This is a genomic window from Aquitalea magnusonii (assembly GCF_002217795.2).
Taxonomy (GTDB): Bacteria; Pseudomonadota; Gammaproteobacteria; order Burkholderiales; family Chromobacteriaceae; genus Aquitalea; species Aquitalea magnusonii_B.
Genome location: NZ_AP018823.1, coordinates 3,871,787 through 3,891,057, shown reverse-complemented (window position 1 = coordinate 3,891,057; position 19,271 = coordinate 3,871,787). Strand labels below are relative to the sequence as shown.

Here is a 19,271-nt window from a genome sequence, read left to right as displayed (position 1 = left end):
TGTGGCAATAAGGAAAGAACTGTGCAAAACCTTGATGAAGTAAAAGCAAATCTAGCCTTTACCTGCGTACATGAACAAGATCATCTACCCAAGCTGGATGCCGAGGCCGACCAGCTCTATCGCTATGCGCGCTATATACAGAAAAACAATCAGCTGCAAGAAGATGTCAGCGTCTATCCCGAACTGGAACGCTATTACCGCATTGCCACTGCCCATGGCCATTACAAGGCCAATCTTGAATTACGACAGATGATAGGTAAAGGACAGGCCTGGACCGCAGACCCAGTAAAGGAAACACTGGATCTGACTCAGGAACTGATTGATCGCGGCATTCCCGGTGGCTATTACGACATGGCACGCTATCTTGAAGCCGGCTATGGCGTTAAACAGGACGCAGAACTGGCCTTGCGTTATTACCGTAAGTCTGCTGACATGGGTAGCCCTGAGGGCCAATACTTAGTGGGCGATAAACTGATAAATATAGGTGGCCCGCAAAGTGAATCTTTTAAAGTTGCATTGCAAATGTGGAATTGTGCCGCTCAGCAAGTCCATGCAAAAGCTTCCTCTATGCTTGGAACGAATCTAAGAGGTGATGGAAAATATAAAGAGGCTGTTCATGCTTTTCAGTTGGCAGTCAAGGCTGGTGATGAAACAGCAGCATATGTTTTGAGTAAAGCATTTGTAGCAAAAGACAATTATGACTATCTTGCATTACATAATGACCCTGAGCGAAGCCATCGCTACAGAGAAATTAGCGACATCCTCGGACGCTACTCCTACGCCCACCCCACGGTTCCTGAACTGGATGACATCGTCCCCCTGCCACCAGCCAAACTGCCGCCCTGGGATGGCAAGATTCAATGGCTGAAAGATCACGAAGCCAATATTGCGCCACCCAAGCCCAGCGAAGCCTTGCTGGAAAAACTGGCCAAGGCCAAGGGGCTGGATCCCAAAACAGGAAGGCCGCTGGGTGCCGAGCATTCCTAAAGCGTGGCTATTGCTGTTAAGCCTGCTCGCCGCTTGCGGTGAGCAGCACAGAACACTGCCCGATCTGCCCGAGGTCAAAACCAATCTGGCTTTTACCTGCGTACATGAACAAGATCATCTACCCAAGCTGGATGCCGAGGCCGATCAGGTGTATCGCTATGCACGTTATCTACAGAAAAACAACCAGCTGCAAGAAGATGTCAGCATCTATCCCGAATTGGAACGCTATTACCGCATTGCCACTGCCCATGGCCATTACAAGGCCAATCTTGAATTACGGCAGATGATAGGTAAGGGACAAGCCTGGAGCGCAGATCCGGTAAAAGAAACGCTGGATCTGACTCAGGAACTGATTGATCGCGGCATTCCCGGTGGCTATTACGACATGGCACGCTATCTTGAAGCCGGTTATGGCGTTAAACAGGATGCGGAACTAGCTTTGCGTTATTACCGTAAGTCTGCTGACATGGGTAGTCCTGAGGGGCAGTATTTAGTAGCAAATAAGCTAGCCCCTATGGAAAATGCACCAGAGGTTGCCCGGCAGATGCGAAAGTGTGCAGCTAGACAGGGGCATGGTGATGCTGCTACGGATTTAGGCATTGATCTTAAGGATGATGTCAAAGTACTTTCTCAGGCGTGGGAAGCATTTCAGCTTGGAGTCAAAGCCGGAAATGAAAGTGCAGCTTCATTTCTTGAGCATGGTTTTCTCGCTCCTTCCAATGAGGATCCACTTTATTACATGGGCCTAGAAAAAGACCCCGAACGTAGCCGCCGCTACAAGGAAATTGGGGATATCCTGCACCGCTACTCCTACGCCCACCCCACAGTCCCCGAACTGGACGAGATCGTGCCGCTACCACCAGCCAAACTGCCGCCCTGGGATGTCAAGATTCAATGGCTGAAAGATCACGAAGCCAATATTGCACCACCCAAGCCTAGCGAAGCCTTGCTGGAAAAACTGGCCAAGGCCAAGGGGCTGGATCCCAAAACAGGAAGGCCACTGGGTGCCGAGCATTCCTAAAGCGTGGCTATTGCTGTTAAGCCTGCTCGCCGCTTGCGGTGAGCAGCACAGAACGCTGCCCGATCTGCGCGAGGTCAAAACCAATCTGGCCTTTAGCTGCGTATACGAAAAAGACCATCTGCCCAAGCTGGATGAACAGGCAGATCAGCTCTACCGCTATGCGCGCTGGTTGTATAAAAACCAGCTGGAAAAGGAAGACCCGTTACGTTACCCGGAAATGGAGCGTTATTACCGTATTGCCACTGCCTACGGTCACTACAAGGCCAATCTGGATTTGCGTGAAATGATCGGCCGCGGCACGGCGTGGAGTGCAGATCTGGTCAAAGAGACACTGGACCTGACGCAAGACTTAATCGACAGAGGTATTCCCGGTGGCTATTACGATATGGGCCGCTACCTCAAAGCTGGCTACGGCGTTAAGCAAGATGAGGAATTAGCCAATCGCTATTACCGTAAAGCTGCAGATCTGGGTAATCCAGAGGCCCAGTATCTGGTTGGAGACAAACTAACCAATCTGACAATTGCACGGCCGGGGCCATTTGCTATTGGCAATGAAATGAAAAAATGTGCCGCAGAGCAAGGGCATGGAAAAGCAGCGGTAGAATATGGTTACCACATGATTTATGAGAAAAATCTGACCGAAGCAGTCAGATTTTTTCAGCTCGCAACGAAATGGGGAGATGAATCAGCTCCCTACGGCTTACAGAATGGATTTGCTGCGGTAGCGGACCCCAGCAAGGAGCGGTTTGATCTTGGTCTGAAGCAAGATGATGAGCGTAGCCGTCGATACAAGATCATTAGCGATGTACTAAGTGACTACTCCTATGCTCATCCCTCTGTTCCTGAGGTCGATGATATCGTCCCCCTGCCGCCAGCCAAACTGCCGCCTTGGGATGGCAAGATTCAATGGCTGAAAGATCACGAAGCCAATATTGCGCCACCCAAACCCAGCGAAGCCTTGTTGGAAAAACTGGCCAAAGCCAAGGGGCTGGATCCCAAAACAGGAAGGCCGCTGGGTGCCGCGCATTCCTAAAGCATGGCCATCGTGCGCGCTGCTATAGTTGCTTTCCTCTTTCGGGAAGCAAGAGGGACGATGTAAGGCCATTCACATTGCGTGATTGTTGAGAGTGAGGCGAGTGGCACCATTGATGGCATCCTCGTTGCGTATGAGGGCCATAAAACCAGCTGTGGTCCTGTATTGATGACTGGCGCGCCCAATCAACCACCGGGAATCTGCGCTGCCCACGTTGTCCGGGACAGCCCAGAATGTCGTACTAGTGAATGGATATGGGGGCTTGCTGCTGTCTGCGCAGATCATTCGCAATCAGTCGGTTCAGGCTTCCATCCTTGCTCATGCGGGTCATGGCCTGGTCGAAGAGGGCGGCAAGCTTGGCCGCCTCCGGGCCGGGTGCGAACACCAGATAGCTGGCCACCTTTTCTATGCTGGGTCCGGTTTGTACGGCTTTATTTCCACCAGGCATTGTTTGCAGCAATTGCAGCCCTACCGCACGGCTGCAAGGCACGATGTCCACCCGGCCGGCCAGCAATTTACGCAAATTCAATTCATGGCTATCCGTGCTATCCACGGCTGCAAATAGTCCTGCTTTTAATGCCTGGTCCAGACGGGGGCTGTAGAACACATTGCGGGTGATGCCAATGCGCGCGCCTGCAATGGATTCCAATTTACCGTTGAACTGCCATGGCGAATCCTTGCGGACGAAAAATACATAGTCCTGGATGAGCAATGGTTGATTGGGATAAACCATGGTCAATTCCCGCTCCGGGGTCTTTTTTAGCGGGAATAAACCATCCACCTGGCGGTTGTTGACCAGGCTGAACGCCCGGTTCATCGGATAGAGTTTGATCTGTGCATGTTTGCCGATGCGGGCAAAGACTTCACGCACTATGTTGGTGGCTAGCCCTTGGGGGCCCTGATCGCCCTCCGTGACATAAGGTGGATAGTCGAATGTCACCAGCCGCAGCGGGGCGGCATGACAGACCTGGGAGAATAGCGGCAGCATCAGCAGCCAGTATGGGAATCGCATGCGTCGGGGTGGCGGGGCATTTAATGGCCATAATTTACGATTTGTTTATAGTAGACGCTTTTTTTATGAATTTCTCTTAGTTGTGTGTTTAAAGAAGCTGGCTATTGCTCCGCGCCCGGCCGCGGACCCAGGCCAGCTTGCCCGCCGGGGGAAGAGGCGCTGTGCAAGCATGCTGGCCCGGCTGTTGTCTGCGCCTGCTTTTGCGCCTACAGCGCGGTGGCAGCCTGCACCCGTAGTGGCTGCGGGGTGGCCTTGGTGGCCTGCCAGACTGCATTGAAGTGGTCGATCACCTGTTCGCCGCTTAAGGCAAAGGCGGGCAGGGTGGTGTGGCCATCACGGATGACCGTGACCTGAAAACCGCGTGACACCGCATTGCGCAAGGTGCTGTCCACGCAGAAGTCGGTGGCGCAGCCACCCAGCCACAGCCGGCTGACCTCCAGCGATTGCAGCAGACCGGCCAGCTCGGTGTCACAAAAGCTGTCGCCATGGCGTTTGCCAATGAAATGGTCCGCCGCCGTGGCGGGCAAGGCCGGGTGCAGTTGCCAGGCGGCGCTGCTGCGTTCCAGCCCGGCTTCTTCATGCTGCACAAAGATCACCGGAAAACCACGCTGCCTGGCCTTGGCAATGGCCAGTTGCAGACTGTCCAGTACCTGCTCCAGCCGGACGGCGGCTGGCTGTGCGGCCACCACGCCGCACTGCATGTCCACAATCAGTAAAGCGGTACCCGGCATGGTGTTCTCCCATGAGATGAAGCGGCAAGCATAGCAATTTATCCGGCGGCCATGTCAGTCGGCGTGCGCTGGTACTTAATGTTCCCCAGGCGGATTGCGCGGTACCTGCAGTCGGTCGGCAGAGGTCTGGTGGCCACGCGGCCGTTCACCTCCTGTCTGCAAGCTGGCTGCCCCAGAGATTCCATCAATACCTGTTGAATAATCATCGCTACCTCGCGCTCAAGCATCTGTCGCACCATGTTTGCCAATTCATGCCGCCACGGTGTGGATGGCAATACAAAAAGATGGAGGAGCGGGCAAATGGAAAGGAATCTGTTTATTGGCGAGGGCTTTGAAGGCGCAGGGGTCAACCTGGCACATATCAATGTGCTGGCCGGGCCGCGCACTGGCCCGGCAGGGCAGGCATTTGCGACAGCACTTGCCACGCCATCACTGGGCCATGCGCCGTTTGTGGTGATTGTGCAGCCGGGTATCCCGGCCAAACCCCTTACGCTTTATGTCAACAAGGCCCAGATCGAGAGCACTACCCATGCCAACGCAACCTGGGGCGCATCGCAGGCCGGGATTGCCAAGGCAGTTGCAGAATCGCTGGAGAGTGGCATTTTGCCGGCAGCGGCAGAGAACGATTGGGTTGTGGTGACGGCCAACTGGGTGAATGCACAGGCGGATGATCTGGATAGCGTGTTTGACAATAACTATCGTGCTTGCAAACAGGCGCTGATCGCAGCCATGGAAGGCCTGCCGCACAAGGACACGGTATTCATGGCGGCACGGCAGGTGTGCAACCCGTTTTACACACCGAAAACCAATTGACGGGAGCGACGATGGAATACCTGCGTCTTGGCCAATCCGGTTTGAAAGTGTCGCGCTTGTGTCTTGGCACCATGAATATGGGCAGTCCGGCATGGAAACCCTGGATTTTTGATGAAAGGCAAAGTGAGCCCATCGTTCGTCATGCCTTGGAGGCCGGGGTGAATTTTATCGATCTGGCTGATTTTTACTCAGCCGGTACCGGTGAAGCTGTGCTGGGTCGCATTCTCAAGCGGCTGGTGCGGCGCGATGAGGTGGTCATCACCACCAAGGTCGGTTATGACATGGCCAGTCACCCCAATGCCGGTGGACATTCGCGCAAGCACATCATGGATGGGATAGATGCTTCGCTGCAGCGTCTGGGCATGGATTATGTCGATATCTACATGCTGCATTTCTTCGATGTGAATACGCCGGTTGAAGAGACAATGTGCGCGCTGAATGACGTTGTGCAGGCAGGCAAGGCCCGCTATCTGGGGGTTTCCACCATGTATACCTGGCAGTTTGCCAAGATCATGCAAGCGTGTGAGCAGCATCACTGGCACAAGCCGATCAATATGCAGCTGCAGCTTAATGTGGCCTACCGTGAGGAAGAGCGCGAGATGATTCCTTACTGCCAGGATCAAGGCGTTGGGGTATCGGTATTCAGCCCGCTGGCCCGTGGCCTGCTGAGCGGCGATGTCCAGTCCACCCGCAACCAGACGGATTTCTTCACCGCACAGATGTATGGCGATGCCTGCTCACAACGGATTGCCGCCTCGGTTGCGCGGGTGGCGGCACGTCGGGGGGTGAGTGCCGCGCAGATTGCCCAGGCCTGGGTGTTAAACCGGCCGGGTGTGGTCAGCATGCTGGTGGGGGCGGATTCGGCGGCGCAGTTTGATAGTGCGCTGGCGGCATTGGAAACCCGGCTTGATGAGGATGAATTGCACGAATTGGAACGCAATTACACGCCCTGTGACCTGATCAATGATTACAGCGTCGGACACCGTATTGCACGAGAACCACGGCCTGCACAGGGGGTGTTTCGGCAGGCGGATACGTGATGGCAGGCTGAAAAACATCATGCGCGCGATCGGCAGCGAGGGTGGCAGATAGCAGGCCCTTGCGCCATGTACTTGCCCTCTGCAAGCGAAGGAGACAGGCATGGATATACATACTACCGGTACGTCAGCGTCAGGTTTTCCTGCCAGCCCTGCTGTCTGTGCTGGCGGCACTGGCATTATGCTGGATGACGTGCCGTTGAACCGTTTTCATATCAAGATTGCCGCGCTGACCTTTGGTGCGCATTTTACCGAAGGCTATGTGCTGGGCACCATTGCCTACGCGCTGGGTTCTCTGAACAGACAGATTCCGCTGGATGCCTTCTGGACGGGCCTGCTGGCTTCCTCCGCGCTATTGGGCATCTTCCTGGGCAGTCTGGTGTTCGGCTGGCTGGCTGACAGGCTTGGGCGTCAGAAAATCTTCTTGTGCAGCTTCCTTATCATTACCGTTGCTGCATTCCTGCAATTTTATGTCAGTGCGGCATGGATGCTGGTTGCACTGCGCGTGCTGATCGGCTTTGGCATGGGCGGCGATTTTGTCGTCGGCCATGCGATTCTGGCCGAATTTTCACCACGCAAGCATCGTGGCACCCTGCTGGGATCATTCAGCGTGATCTGGACCATTGGCTATGTGCTGGCCAATGTTTTCGGCATGTTTTACGCCGATGCCAGTCCGGATGCCTGGCGCTGGTTGCTGGCGTCGGCCGGTGTGCCTGCATTGCTGGTGCTGGTTTTGCGTATTGGTACTCCGGAGTCTCCGCGCTGGCTGCTGGGCAAAGGGCGCAAGGAAGAGGCGATGCGCATTGTACACAAGCATTTTGGGGCGCATGTCACGCTGGATGGCAACGCCGCAGGAGGGCAGACGGGACAGGCGGCTGGCTTTGCGCGCTTGTTCCAGGCCGATTTGATCCGCCGCACACTCTTTAACTGCATCTTCTTCATGTGCCTGGTGATTCCCTACTTTGCCATCTACACCTTCCTGCCCGGTATTCTTGCTGCCATCCGCATTGCTCCGGGATCCGGGGCGGATTTGCTGCTGAATGGATTTTTGGTGCTGGGGGCGCTGACCGGTATCTGGCTGACGATCAAGCTGCCACGCCGCGCATTCCTGATTGGCGCATTTGCGCTGTGCTGTGTGTCGCTCCTTGGCCTGAGCATGCTGCCACCTTCGGCCCAAGTGGTGATGATTGTCCTGTTCGGTATTTTCACGCTGACCATGTCGGCCTTTTCCAATCTGGTGGGGGTGTATCCGCCGGAGTGCTTTCCGACCGAGGTGCGGGCTTGTGGCGTGGGTTTGTCAATTGCCTGTAGCCGCCTGGGGTCGGCCATTGGCACCTTCTTGTTGCCGCTGGGCATTGAAAAGGCAGGTATCCAGCTGACGATGCTGGCTTTGGCCGCAGTATTGCTGGTCGGCATGGTGGTATCGATTGCTTGGGCTCCGGAAACCAAGTATCTGACCTTGAATCAGGCCAGTACGAGCTGATATCCGCCTGGCTGTGCGGCGGCGGCGTTGCGCAGCCAGGCGGACAGCGCAGAGATTTCCGCTTCGTGCTCATGGGCAGCCTGGATTTCCAGCCAGTATCCATAAGGTCCATGGCATTCTGTCGGCGCCAGTTGCAACAGTGCTCCCGCCCGCAGTTCATGGGAAATCATATTGCGATCCACTACCGCCAGTCCCATGCCGGCACAGGCTGCGTGAATGGCCTGATCGAGTGTCGAAAACTCGATGCCGTTGTCCGCGTATGCAAGGGGTAAACCGGCGGCATCCAGCCAGTCCGGCCACAGCGAAAGCCTTTTTTTGCCATGTAACACATGCAGCGTAGGTAGTTGCTGTAGCAGCGTCTCCACCTGCTGCCCGCGCAACTTCATTCCACCTACCAGTACGTGCTGCTCGATGAACAATAGTTCGGAGCGGCAATGGTGCTGGGGCTGATGACCGAAGCGGATGCTGCACGGTTGCGGTTCCGTGTTATCGGTCAGGATGGAGAAGTCGATGCCTGGTAGCGCTTGCAGCAGCGAACCCAAGCGCGGGGACAGCCAGCGCGTGGCAAAGGTGGGTGGTGTAATGACTGTCAGCCGTTTGCGGCGAGGGGTTTGGCGCTGGATAACTATACGGGTGGCCTGCTCGATCACATCGAATGCTTCGGCCAGGCTGGCATGTAATGCCTGTCCCTGCCGGGTGAGACGAATGCCGGTGTGATCACGGTAGAAAAGCGCTGTGCCAAGCGCATCCTCCAGCAAACGGATCTGGCGGCTGACTGCACCAGGTGTCACACACAAGGCCAATGCAGACTTGTTGAAACTCATATGCCTTGCGCTCTCTTCAAAAAAGCGTAAAGCCGTCAAGGATGGCAGGCGGCGCATGCTTGTCTCCTTATGCCGGATCAAGCGTCTGGTATTGCAGCCCGGTGGGTGTGGAGGCTGGAAAATACGCTGGCTTGTTCATTTAACAGGCTGCAGATTGGCATGAATGGCCGCACCGTACCACCGACTAAGTATCGGCTGGCTGCTAAAGGCAATGAAAAAGCCGTACTGTATTCAGGCAGTACGGCTTGCAGGCGGCTGACAAAGTCATGTGCTGCGTTTGTGTTGCACCGGGCAAAACCGGGCCTGGCGATTTAGCTATTGATTCCGCAGCCTTTCCATCTACTTCCCATCTCCCGCCCTTGCCTTGCCAATGGCAGAAGGAAGCCGCGCTTTCATTTCAGCAAGCCAGATGGCATGTCACAGTAAACTGAAAGCCGTTCCGGATTTCCTGCCTCATTGTTTGGCCTCGGCATCAATCAGCGAGCCCTTGCCGGTGTCTCGCATGAACCAGCACACCAGCAAGGTGCAGGAAATCACGGCGGTGGCATACCAGTAAAAGCCGCTTTCCAGCTGGATGGACTTAAACCACAAGGCCAGGTATTCCGCCGTGCCACCGAAGACCGAGACGGCAAAGGCGTAAGGTACGCCCACCCCGGTGGCGCGGATGCTGGCCGGGAACAGCTCGGCCTTTACCAGTGCGTTGATGGAGGTATAGCCGGACACAATCATCCAGGCGCAGGCGATCAGGCCAAAGGCTTCCCACGGCCCGCTGGCGTGGCGGATGGCGGTGAGCAGGGGCACGGTGAACAGGGTGCCCAGCAGGGCAAAGCCGATCAGCAGCGGTTTGCGGCCAATGCGGTCGGACAGCGCGCCATACAGCGGTTGCAAACACATGGCAAACAGCAGCGAGGCGGCCGATACCGCGGTGGTTTGCATGTCGGTCAGGCCCACCGACAAGCGCAGGAATTTCTGCATATAGGTGGTGTACACATAGAAGGCCAGTGTGCCGCCCATGGTGAGGCCCACCACCAGCAGCACTTCTCTGGGATGCTGGGCCAATTGCCTGAGGCCGCCCATGGTCTTGGCTTTCTTGCGTGCGGCTTCAAACGACTGGGTTTCCGGCAGGTTGTGGCGCATGCGCAAGGCCAGTACCGCCAGCGCCGCACCTACAAAAAACGGAATGCGCCAGCCCCAGGCGCGCAGCTCTTCCGCACTGAGCAGGAATTTCTGCAACACCAGCAGCAGGATCAGGGCCAGCAGTTGTCCGCCAATCAGGGTGACGTACTGAAAGCTGCTGTAGAAACCACGATGTTTGGAATCGGCCATTTCTGACAGATAAGTAGCGCTGGCACCGTATTCACCACCCAGGCTCAGGCCTTGCAGCAGGCGGGCCAGCAGCAGGATGCAGGGCGACAGGATGCCGGCGGTGGCATAGGTGGGCGCGCAGGCAATCAGCAGCGAGCCAAAGCACATCAGCAGCACCGAAGCCATCAGCGCGGTCTTGCGGCCCATGCGGTCGCCGATATGGCCAAACAGGATGCCGCCAATGGGACGGATGAAAAAGCCCAGCGCAAAAATGCCGGCGGTGGACATCAGCTGTGCGGTGGCATCCTGTGCCGGGAAGAAGGCATTGGCAAAATACAGGGCAAATGCCGAGTAACAGTAGAAGTCGAACCATTCCACCAGATTGCCGGCGGAGCCGACAATGATGGCGTGCAGACGCTTGGTGGAAATCCGTTCCTGCTGGCTGCTGCCGGCGGTGCCAACCGGCGGGGTAGTGGCGCTACGCATATGCTCTCCTTTGTCATGCGGGCTATAGCTATGTTTGTTGGTCATCCCGCTGCGATCATCCACTATCCGGTTTTGGCGCGCGAAATACATCCGCAACTTTGCCGCTATGCTCTCCGTAAAACTACGGAGAAGCGTTCCATGCCGGCCGGACTGCTGCTAAGGTCTGCGCTTGGCAATGGGCGGAGAGAGGTCATGCAAGGCAGGTTCACTGCACGCCACGGGCGCTGGTTGCTGCTGGCCGTGACTGCGCTCTGGCTGATTGTGCAATCCGGAAACTGGGCGGAGCGACACGAAATGGAAGCGCGCACCGCCGCGCTGCGCCAAGCGGCGGCGGCGCATGTGCTGGGTTTGCGCGGGCTGGTGGAGAGACATGACTTCCTGCCTTATGCCGCAGCCCGTCACCCGGATGTGCTGGCCTTGCTGCAGTCGCCGCAGGATGCCGCGCTGCGCGCACGGGTAAACCGCTACTTTGCCGACCTGCAAGCCACCACCGGTGCGGCGGCGCTGTTCTTGGTAGACCGCAATGGCCTGACCTTGTCGGCCAGCAACTGGCAGTTGCCGGCCAGCTTTGTCGGCGAATCCTATCGCCAGCGCCCTTATTTTGAAGATGCCATCCAGGGGCGGCGCGGCTTCTTTTACGGCCTGGGGCTGACCACCGGCCAGTCCGGCATGTTCATCGCCGAACCGGTGCGCGGGGCGGACGGCATCCTGGGGGTGGCCGTGGTCAAGGTGAGCCTGGAGCCTTTACAGAATGCGTGGATGCGCGGCACCGACCCGGTGCTGCTGCGTGACAGCCGCGGCGTGGTGTTTCTCAGCGCGGTGCCCGACTGGCTGTTTCATGCCGCCAGTCCGGTGTCGGCGGCGGATCTGCACTGGATCAGCGCGCACCGGCAATATGGGGCGCGCAACAATTTCCCCCTGCTGCCCTGGCGCGTCCAGTCCCCGGCTGCGGACGGGCATATCGTACACACGCTGCTGCAAGGCCGGCCCAGAACCCTGTATGCACTGGATACCGCGCTGCCGGAACTGGGCTGGACCCTGACCGTGACCACCGATATGAAAGAAGTGGCCCAGGCGCGCCAACTGGCGCTGATTCTCAGTTCCACGCTGCTGGCGCTGCTGCTGCTGGCCATTCTGTACTGGCGCTTGCGTGAAAAACGTTTTGTCGAGCAACGCACTGCCAGGCTGGAGCTGGAGCGCCGGGTGGAAGCCCGCACCCGCGACCTGGAAGAGGCGCACGCCTTCCGCAAGGCGATGGAGGACTCGCTGCTGGTGGGCATGCGCGCGCGCGATCCCGCCGGGCGCATCATCTACGTCAATCCGGCGTTTTGCCGCATGGTGGGCTACAGTGCCGATGAGTTGCTTGGCTGCCTGCCGCCCTATCCCTATTGGCATCCGGACGAACTGGAAAAACAGGCCAAGGTAAGCGACGACGTGTTGCAAGGCCGGGTGGTGCCGCATGGCTATGAGTCGCGCATCCGTCACAAGGACGGACATGACGTGATCACCATGATTTACACCGCCGCCCTGGTGGATGCGCGCGGCGTGCATCGCGGCTGGATGAGTTCGGTGGTGGACATCACCGCCCAGAAACAGGCCGAAGCCCGCCAGCGCGATCAGGAACTGCGACTGGAGCGTAGCGCACGGCTGGCCAGCGTGGGGGAAATGGCCTCCACCCTGGCACATGAACTGAATCAGCCGCTGATGGCCCTGTCCAATTTTGCCCTGGCCGCACGGGCGCTGGCAGAGCAGGGGGCAGGCAGCCTGTTGACCGATACCCTGAATGACATCATCGCCCAGTCGCGCCGGGCCAGCGAAATCGTCAAGCGGGTGCGGGTGTTTATCAATCCGCAGCGCGCCCAGTATGAGAACCTGATGCTGGCAGAAGTCATCACCCATGCCGTCAGCCTGCTGCAGCCAGAGCTACAGCGCCACCATGCCCGCCTGCAACTGCAGTTGGAGGAAAGCAGCCCGCCAGTGCGCGGCGACCGGGTATTGCTGGAGCAAGTGCTGATGAACCTGATTCACAACGCCTTGCATGCCATGCAGTCCCAGCCGGAAGGGCAGCGCAGCATCATGCTGTCTAGCCTGCGGCAGGAGCAGGGCGTGTGCGTGACCGTGGCCGACACCGGGCCGGGCATTCCCCCCGCCCAACTGGAGCAGGTGTTTGCGCCCTTTTTTACTTCCAAGCCCGATGGACTCGGCCTGGGCCTGAATATCTGCCGCACCATCATCGAAGCCCACGGCGGCCACCTGAGCGTGCAGAACCGCGCTGCTGGCGGTGCCGCCTTTACCTTTACACTACCGATCGCCCCATGAAAGAAATGCCGCTCACCCTGTTTGTCGTCGACGACGACGAGGCCCTGCGCCGTTCCCTGCTGCTGCTACTGCTGTCACAAGGGCTGGCAGTGCAGGCGTTTGATTCCGGCGAAGCCTTTCTCAGCGCCATTGACCTGCGCCAGCCTGGCTGCCTGATTCTGGACCTGCGGCTAGGTGGCATCAGCGGTCTGTCGGTGTTTGAACAGTTGCTGACGGCACACAGCCCGCTGGTGACGCTGTTTTTATCGGCGCATGGCGATATTCCCACTGCGCTGGAAGCGGTACGGCGCGGTGCGTTTGACTGGGTGGAAAAACCAGACACCCATCAACTGCTGGACAAGCTGCCCGCTGCCATCGCCCTGGCGCGCGCGCGGGCGCAGGCGCTACGGCAGTGGGCAGAGCTTACCCCGCGTGAACGCGAAGTGGCGCGGCTGGTTGGCTTGGGACAGGCCAACAAGGAGATTGCCCGTATGCTGGTACCGCCCTGCGGACACCGCTCGGTGGAAACCCACCGTGCCAATATCTTCAGCAAACTGCAGTGCGCCAACGATAACGAGCTGGGCCGCTGGTTGGCGGCGCATCCCTGGCTGGATTGAGCAGCCGGCCGCCACCCCAGGTGGTGGCCCTTAGAACGCCTGGTGTTCAGCCCGCCTGGCCTGGCGCTTGCCTGATGGCGCACCTGCTCCCGCTGCTTTTCCGTCCGTGCCGGCCAGTCATATGGACTGCATTGGCCGGCTTTATAATGCCATATGCATTTAATTTTCTTGCATCGCATCCGGTTGCTGCTGCCACCGGCAGCATGACCCGTCCTTGCCTGCCACAGGCAGCCAGCACGCGGCCAGTCTGGCGTGTTACGCCTGGCATGCGCGCCGCGGCACGACCTGCCTTTAAATATTAGCATTCTATTTAATATCAATATCTTAACTGTTGGGCCAACGGCTGCTGCTTGTCATTGCGCCGCAGCGTCCAGGCCTGTTTCTGGCTGTAGCACGGCATGCCCATGTTGCAGAAATGCGTTTCCCGCGACAGCAAACAACAGTTTTGTCCGTGATTTTTCCAAATTTTGATGATTGTCAAATTTGATGACAATCAGATTTGAAATACTCGCACATCCAAAATTAGCCAATTTTAAACAAAAATTTAACCACTTTTAAAAAGTGTAGTTTTTTGAAACTGAAATCATGAATTTACTCAATAAAAAGCAAGTAGTTGTCAATCACGGCGAGATTTTTGCCTGTCTTGTGTCCTGCAAAAGGCGGAAATTCGATGGTTAAACTATTGCGAAGAGCCAGCTTATCCGACCTGCCGGTCAATAAACCACTCGAGTGGTCCATTTACGATGCCAATAACAATCTCATCCTGCGCAAGGGCATCGTCATTTCCATGCCGGGGGTGGCCGAGAAAATCGTCAATCGTGGTTATTTTCTCGGTGAACCCAACCCGGCAGACACCAAGAATAATGAGCAGCCAAATGAAGACGAGCGTGACGATATTGCCTTGCGCGAGCCAGTCTTTGTGTTGGCTACCGAACTGATCACCTCGATCTCCCGTATTCACAAGATTGTGCTCAGTCCGCCCAGTACGCTGTCCCGTATCGAGGACCTGGTATTGCAGCGGGCGCGGCAACTGATTCAACTGCTCAAGCGCAACAGCGATGCGGTGCTGGCCGCGCTCTATCTGAATCAGAGCAACCGCGAAACCAGGCCGGTAAAGCATGTGCTGGGTGCGGCCATTGCCTACCTGATTGCCATGCAGTCTTGCGATGACGAAGCGCAGTTATTGCCATTGATTTGCGCGGCGCTGACTCGTGATATCAGCCTTTACCATTTTGATCATACGTCCAGTCATATCGACATCATTTCGGACCATGAATACAGCCGTATCAAGGAGCATACGGTGACGGCGGTGCGCATGCTGCGCAAGCACGGCATCCAGGACGAGGCATGGCTGCGCTATGTTTACGAGCACCACGAAAAACCCGATGGCAGCGGTTATCCGCATGGCAAGAAAAACCATGAGCTGCATGAGTTTTCCATGATTCTGAGCCTGGCGGATACCTATGCCGGCATGGTGGTGGCCAATCAGCGGCGCAGTGGCATCCTGCCCGGTAATTCCCTCAAGGAAATTTTTGTCAGCAAGGGTAGCCTGTGCCTGGAAAAACATATTGCGGTATTAATCAAGAAAATCGGCATTTTCCCGCCTGGCTCGCTGGTGCAGCTGAATAATGGCGAAGTGGGCGTGGTGAAAAGCTATTGCCAGAACAAGAAAAATCCGGAGGTGTACGTGGTGTCGGATATCAAGGGTTTTCCCAAGGCCGAGCCGGTATTGCGGGATATCAAACAGCCAGAATTTGCCATCCAGAGCAGTATTTCCCTGGGCAAGTGCAAAGTGGCCATGTTCTCAATCAAAAAGATTTGGCAGGATCTGTAATGATAAATTCAAAAGACGATTTGATTGTTGTGGATGCAGTCAGAGAAACTTCGGCCATTGTTTCCAAAACAGATTTGTGCGGCATGATTACGTATGCCAATGATGCTTTTGTGCGTATCAGCGGCTATACGCGGGAAGAACTGATTGGCCAGCCACATAATATCGTGCGCCATCCGGATATGCCGGCGTGGGCATTTGCTGATTTGTGGGGCAGGCTGGAAGCCGGTGATTTGTGGCGCGGCATTGTGAAAAACCTGGCCAAAGATGGCGGCAGCTACTGGGTGGAAGCCACCGTGGTGCCGATTCGCAAGGCCGGCAAGACCATCGGTTATATGTCGGTGCGCACCATGGCGACCGAGCAGCAGATCCAGGCCGCTGAAAAGCTGTACCGGGGCGCGCTGCCCAAGCAGAAAACGGGCCTGAAGCTCAACCGCATGCTGTCGATTCATTCCGGTTATCTGCTCGGTTCGCTGTTTGTCATGCTGCTGCTGGTGGTCGGTGGCTATCTGGGCATTGGCGGCATTCGCCAGGGCGGCGCACAACTGGTGTATCAGAACCAGCAGGTGCTGCACAACGTTGTGGTGCTGGGTGATCTGAACAGTGAGGTGGAAAACCTGAAGAGAAACACCGGCACTGTGGCTCCGGTACTCAAGAGCGTGGATGAAAACATGGCCCGGCTGAACGGCCTGGCTGCGGATGAGAATTACCGCGCCAGTGTGGAAGAGATCAAGAAAGACCTGGTCAAGTTGAGCACCCTGCAGGGCCTCTCGCATGCCGGTGATGCCACGGCCATGGCACATGCCAGTGCCGTGGCCGGAAAGCTGCAGTCGGAGATTTCCGCTTTGCGCCGCACGATAGTGGCATCCGCCTCGCGCCAGGTCAGTCAGCATCTGCAACGGAACGAACTGATCGAAAACATTTCCCTTACCGGCATTTTCCTGGGCATTTCGCTGGTATTGCTGTTTGGCTGGTATTTCATGCGCAGCATTGTGCGGCCGCTGGAAATGGCCATCGATAATTTCGACAAGATGGCCGAGGGCGACCTGACCGGGGAAGTCCAACTGACCGGTGCCGGGGAAACCGGGCATCTGATCCGCTCCAGTGCCACCATGCAGATGCATCTGAAGGTGGTGATGGATGAGTTGCTGCTGATGGCGGAACATATCGATCAGCATTGCCTGGCACTGAATACCGCGCTGTTCGAGATCAGTGACCATCTGGACTGCCAGCATGACAAGCTGATCGAAGCGAAATCGCTGTTTGAAATGAATACCACGGTGGAAATCAAGGACAAGCTGGACCATGTCCGCGCCGCCATTCAGGCTTTGCTGCAGGTTTCCGGTGGGGATATGGCGATGCAAGATGAAATCCGCAACGATATGGATGAAATCCTGTGCCTGGAACAGCTACGCAGCCACACCTTCAATGACTTCCTGGAGAAAATCCAGCAACTGAGCGATCTGGTGGTGGATAACCGCATGGAAACGCATGAGGCGTATTCCATGTCAGCCCAGCTACACACCATTTCCACCCAGCTTAAACAGATGGTGAGCTATTTCGAAGTGGTACCCGGTACACGCAATGGCTGAATACATCAAGAAGATAAATATCGACCAGCTGCGTCTGGGGATGTATATCGCTGATCTTGATTGTGGCTGGATGTCCCATCCTTTCTGGCTGACGCGCTTCCGGGTGGAGCGGGAGGAGCAGATCAGCCAGTTGCGGGACGCCGGCATCATGGCGTTCTACATCGACACCCGCAAGGGCATTGATGTGAGTGATGCGCAACTGAAGTCGGAAGTGGACCAGTCCATCGACAATGCCTTGCTCGACCTCCTGGTGGAAAAGCCGGGCCAGGTGGTGACGGCCGAGCTGGGCACGGAGTTGCCGCGGGCCAAGGCCATTCTGGATCGCGCCCATGAAACCATTCACCACATCCTGCTGGATGCCAAGCTGGGCAAAAAGCTCAATCTGGGACCGGTACGTGATGTGGCACAGGAACTGGCCGATTCGGTGCGCAGAAATGCGGATGCGCTGAATATCCTGGCGCGGATCAAGGAAAAAGACAGCTACATCTTCCATCATTCCATCAGCGTGGGGGTGCTGCTGATGATTCTGCAGCATGACAGCGGCCTGAGTAGCGAAGAAGTGATGGATGCCGGCATCGGCGGCATGTTGCATGATATCGGCAAGATTTATGTCGATTCACAGATACTCAACAAGCCGGGCAAGCTGAGCCATATCGAATTCGAGGCAATGCGCAAGCATGTGGGTTATGGCGTGTCCGTACTCAAGCAATATCCCGAATTGTCCAGCGATGTGATCCTGCCGGCACTGGAGCATCATGAACGCTATGACGGCACGGGCTATCCCTTTGGCAAGAAGGGTGAGCAGATCAGCAGCCTGGGGCAGAAGGCTGCCATCATCGATGTCTATGACGCGCTGACTTCGGATCGCTGCTACCACCGCGGCATGACGCCGCCCATGGCCATCCGCAAGATTTTCGAATGGAGCAAGCACCATTTCAATCCGCAGCAGGTGAAGGACTTTGTCAAAAGCATAGGTATCTATCCGGTGGGTACGCTGGTGTCACTGGAAAGCGGCAAGCTGGCGGTGGTGGTGGAACATAATTACGACGATCTCACCAGTCCCAAGGTGCTGGCTTTTTTCAATATGCAGAACAAGCTGCATATCAAGCCGCAGCTGATTGATCTGGCCCGGCATTTCGGTTTTGGCGGAGGAGACCGGGTGTTGCGCTACGAGGATGAGCGTAAATGGGGGCTGGACCCCTATCATTATCTGCAGCAGTGGATGACATGGAATTGAAGCGGCGTGCCTGCCGTGGGGGCTGACAGGGCCAATCCGTCTGGATTGGCCCTGTGTTGTGGAGCCTGGCTTACAGGTGTTCTGCCAGGAACTGCAGGCTGCGGCCAGTGGCCAGCGCCGCGGCAGTCTGGTTGTATACCGCACGGCGGCCCCAGCAATTGAAGCCGTGGCCCGCCGCGGGGTAGTCAAAGAACACGGCATTGTCCTGCCCGGCAAAGGCGGCTTTCACCGCGGCGACGGCAGTTTGCGGGATATGCTGGTCATTGCCGGCGTAATGGAACAGGATGGGCTGGGTGATTTGCCCGGCCAGCGCCAGGTGCTGGTCGATGCCGCCACCATAGAAGCAGACCGCGGCATCCGCCTGGCTGAGCGCAGCCGCGCGGAAGGCCAGTTGGCCACCCAGGCAGAAGCCCAGCGTAGCCACTTTGCCGCTTACTTCCGGGCGCTGACGCAGCAGGGCCACGGCAGCGGCAACGTCGGCTGCCGCCTGGGCGGTATCCACGGTTTGGTAGTAGCCAAAAGCCTGCTGGGTGCCGGCTGCATCGTAATCCAGATCCACGCGGGGACTCAGACGCCAGAATACGTCCGGTGCCAGCACCACATAGCCAGCCAGCGCGTACAGGTCTGCCACGGCGCGGATATGTTCGTTTACCCCCCAGATTTCCTGCACCAGCACGATGCCGGGACCATGGCCGGTGGGTGGCAGCGACAGATAGCCGCCAAAGTGCTGACCGTCAGGGGTGGGAATGTCGATCCAGCTTGCGTTCACGGGAAACTCCTCGGGTACGGGATTGCATCGGATGGCAGGCAGGGGCCTGCCGCAGGGTGCCTTAGCATAGTCAAAAAACCGGCTTGGGCGCAGCAATTTTCAGCACCGCCACCGGTCTTTAGCACCGCCCGCCGGTGCGGTGTTTCCAGGCGGGCTGGCAGTAAACCGGGATAAGGCAGGAGCAGAGTGCTAACA

Annotated in this window: 16 protein-coding genes; 11 read left to right on the top strand and 5 right to left on the bottom strand. The window is 57.0% G+C overall.

What is annotated here, in order from left to right:
* Positions 1–21 precede the first annotated feature (21 nt).
* From DLM_RS18300 to DLM_RS18290, 3 genes are read left to right on the top strand one after another with little or no spacing between them, the layout of a single operon-like run.
* Complete coding sequence (locus DLM_RS18300; protein ID WP_145985889.1) at positions 22–987, top strand: sel1 repeat family protein; 966 nt, start codon at positions 22–24, stop codon at positions 985–987.
* Positions 971–2,008 (top strand): sel1 repeat family protein, encoded by a 1,038-nt coding sequence (locus DLM_RS18295; RefSeq protein ID WP_197715449.1) that lies wholly within the window; start codon positions 971–973, stop codon positions 2,006–2,008. The genes DLM_RS18300 and DLM_RS18295 overlap by 17 nt, the downstream gene beginning before the upstream one ends.
* Entirely contained in the window at positions 1,992–3,041 is a 1,050-nt protein-coding gene (locus tag DLM_RS18290; protein ID WP_145985888.1) for a sel1 repeat family protein, read from the top strand. Before DLM_RS18295 ends, DLM_RS18290 begins: the two co-directional genes overlap by 17 nt.
* Positions 3,042–3,282: 241 nt before the next feature.
* Here DLM_RS18290 and DLM_RS18285 read toward each other — a convergent pair whose 3' ends face one another.
* Both DLM_RS18285 and DLM_RS18280 read right to left on the bottom strand, forming a co-directional pair.
* On the bottom strand, positions 3,283–4,029 hold the full coding sequence (locus DLM_RS18285; protein ID WP_167467161.1) for a substrate-binding periplasmic protein: 747 nt from the start codon (positions 4,027–4,029) through the stop codon (positions 3,283–3,285).
* Between the two features lie 230 nt (positions 4,030–4,259).
* Positions 4,260–4,784: an isochorismatase family protein gene (locus DLM_RS18280; RefSeq protein ID WP_089083671.1), complete on the bottom strand. Its 525-nt coding sequence runs from the start codon at positions 4,782–4,784 to the stop codon at positions 4,260–4,262.
* A gap of 300 nt (positions 4,785–5,084) precedes the next feature.
* Here DLM_RS18280 and fae point away from each other — a divergent pair, with 300 nt between their 5' ends.
* The 3 genes from fae to DLM_RS18260 all read left to right on the top strand — a co-directional run bounded on the left by fae (position 5,085) and on the right by DLM_RS18260 (position 8,117).
* Positions 5,085–5,597, top strand: coding sequence for a formaldehyde-activating enzyme (fae, locus tag DLM_RS18270; RefSeq protein WP_089083669.1), 513 nt, complete (start codon positions 5,085–5,087; stop codon positions 5,595–5,597).
* Positions 5,598–5,608: 11 nt separating this feature from the next.
* Entirely contained in the window at positions 5,609–6,637 is a 1,029-nt protein-coding gene (locus DLM_RS18265) for an aldo/keto reductase (protein ID WP_089083668.1), read from the top strand.
* A gap of 100 nt (positions 6,638–6,737) precedes the next feature.
* Positions 6,738–8,117, top strand: coding sequence for an MFS transporter (locus DLM_RS18260; RefSeq protein ID WP_089083667.1), 1,380 nt, complete (start codon positions 6,738–6,740; stop codon positions 8,115–8,117).
* Here DLM_RS18260 and DLM_RS18255 read toward each other — a convergent pair.
* Complete coding sequence (locus DLM_RS18255) at positions 8,099–8,998, bottom strand: LysR substrate-binding domain-containing protein (protein ID WP_089083666.1); 900 nt, start codon at positions 8,996–8,998, stop codon at positions 8,099–8,101. The genes DLM_RS18260 and DLM_RS18255 overlap by 19 nt on opposite strands.
* A gap of 396 nt (positions 8,999–9,394) precedes the next feature.
* Positions 9,395–10,732: an MFS transporter gene (locus DLM_RS18250; protein WP_089083684.1), complete on the bottom strand. Its 1,338-nt coding sequence runs from the start codon at positions 10,730–10,732 to the stop codon at positions 9,395–9,397.
* 192 nt (positions 10,733–10,924) lie between these two features.
* Here DLM_RS18250 and DLM_RS18245 point away from each other — a divergent pair, with 192 nt between their 5' ends.
* The 5 genes from DLM_RS18245 (at position 10,925) to DLM_RS18225 (ending at position 18,307) form a co-directional block, all read left to right on the top strand.
* A complete protein-coding gene (locus DLM_RS18245) occupies positions 10,925–13,051 on the top strand; it encodes an ATP-binding protein (protein ID WP_089083665.1) in 2,127 nt (708 codons plus the stop codon).
* Complete coding sequence (locus tag DLM_RS18240; protein WP_089083664.1) at positions 13,048–13,647, top strand: response regulator transcription factor; 600 nt, start codon at positions 13,048–13,050, stop codon at positions 13,645–13,647. Before DLM_RS18245 ends, DLM_RS18240 begins: the two co-directional genes overlap by 4 nt.
* A gap of 670 nt (positions 13,648–14,317) precedes the next feature.
* On the top strand, positions 14,318–15,481 hold the full coding sequence (locus DLM_RS18235; RefSeq protein WP_089083663.1) for an HD-GYP domain-containing protein: 1,164 nt from the start codon (positions 14,318–14,320) through the stop codon (positions 15,479–15,481).
* 83 nt (positions 15,482–15,564) lie between these two features.
* Positions 15,565–17,070 carry a PAS domain-containing methyl-accepting chemotaxis protein gene (locus DLM_RS18230; protein ID WP_167467160.1) on the top strand — a complete coding sequence of 502 codons (1,506 nt, stop codon included), beginning with the start codon at positions 15,565–15,567 and terminating at the stop codon, positions 17,068–17,070.
* Positions 17,063–18,307, top strand: coding sequence for an HD-GYP domain-containing protein (locus DLM_RS18225; RefSeq protein ID WP_089083661.1), 1,245 nt, complete (start codon positions 17,063–17,065; stop codon positions 18,305–18,307). Before DLM_RS18230 ends, DLM_RS18225 begins: the two co-directional genes overlap by 8 nt.
* A gap of 70 nt (positions 18,308–18,377) precedes the next feature.
* Here DLM_RS18225 and DLM_RS18220 read toward each other — a convergent pair whose 3' ends face one another.
* Entirely contained in the window at positions 18,378–19,076 is a 699-nt protein-coding gene (locus DLM_RS18220; RefSeq protein ID WP_089083660.1) for a dienelactone hydrolase family protein, read from the bottom strand.
* Positions 19,077–19,271 lie beyond the last annotated feature (195 nt).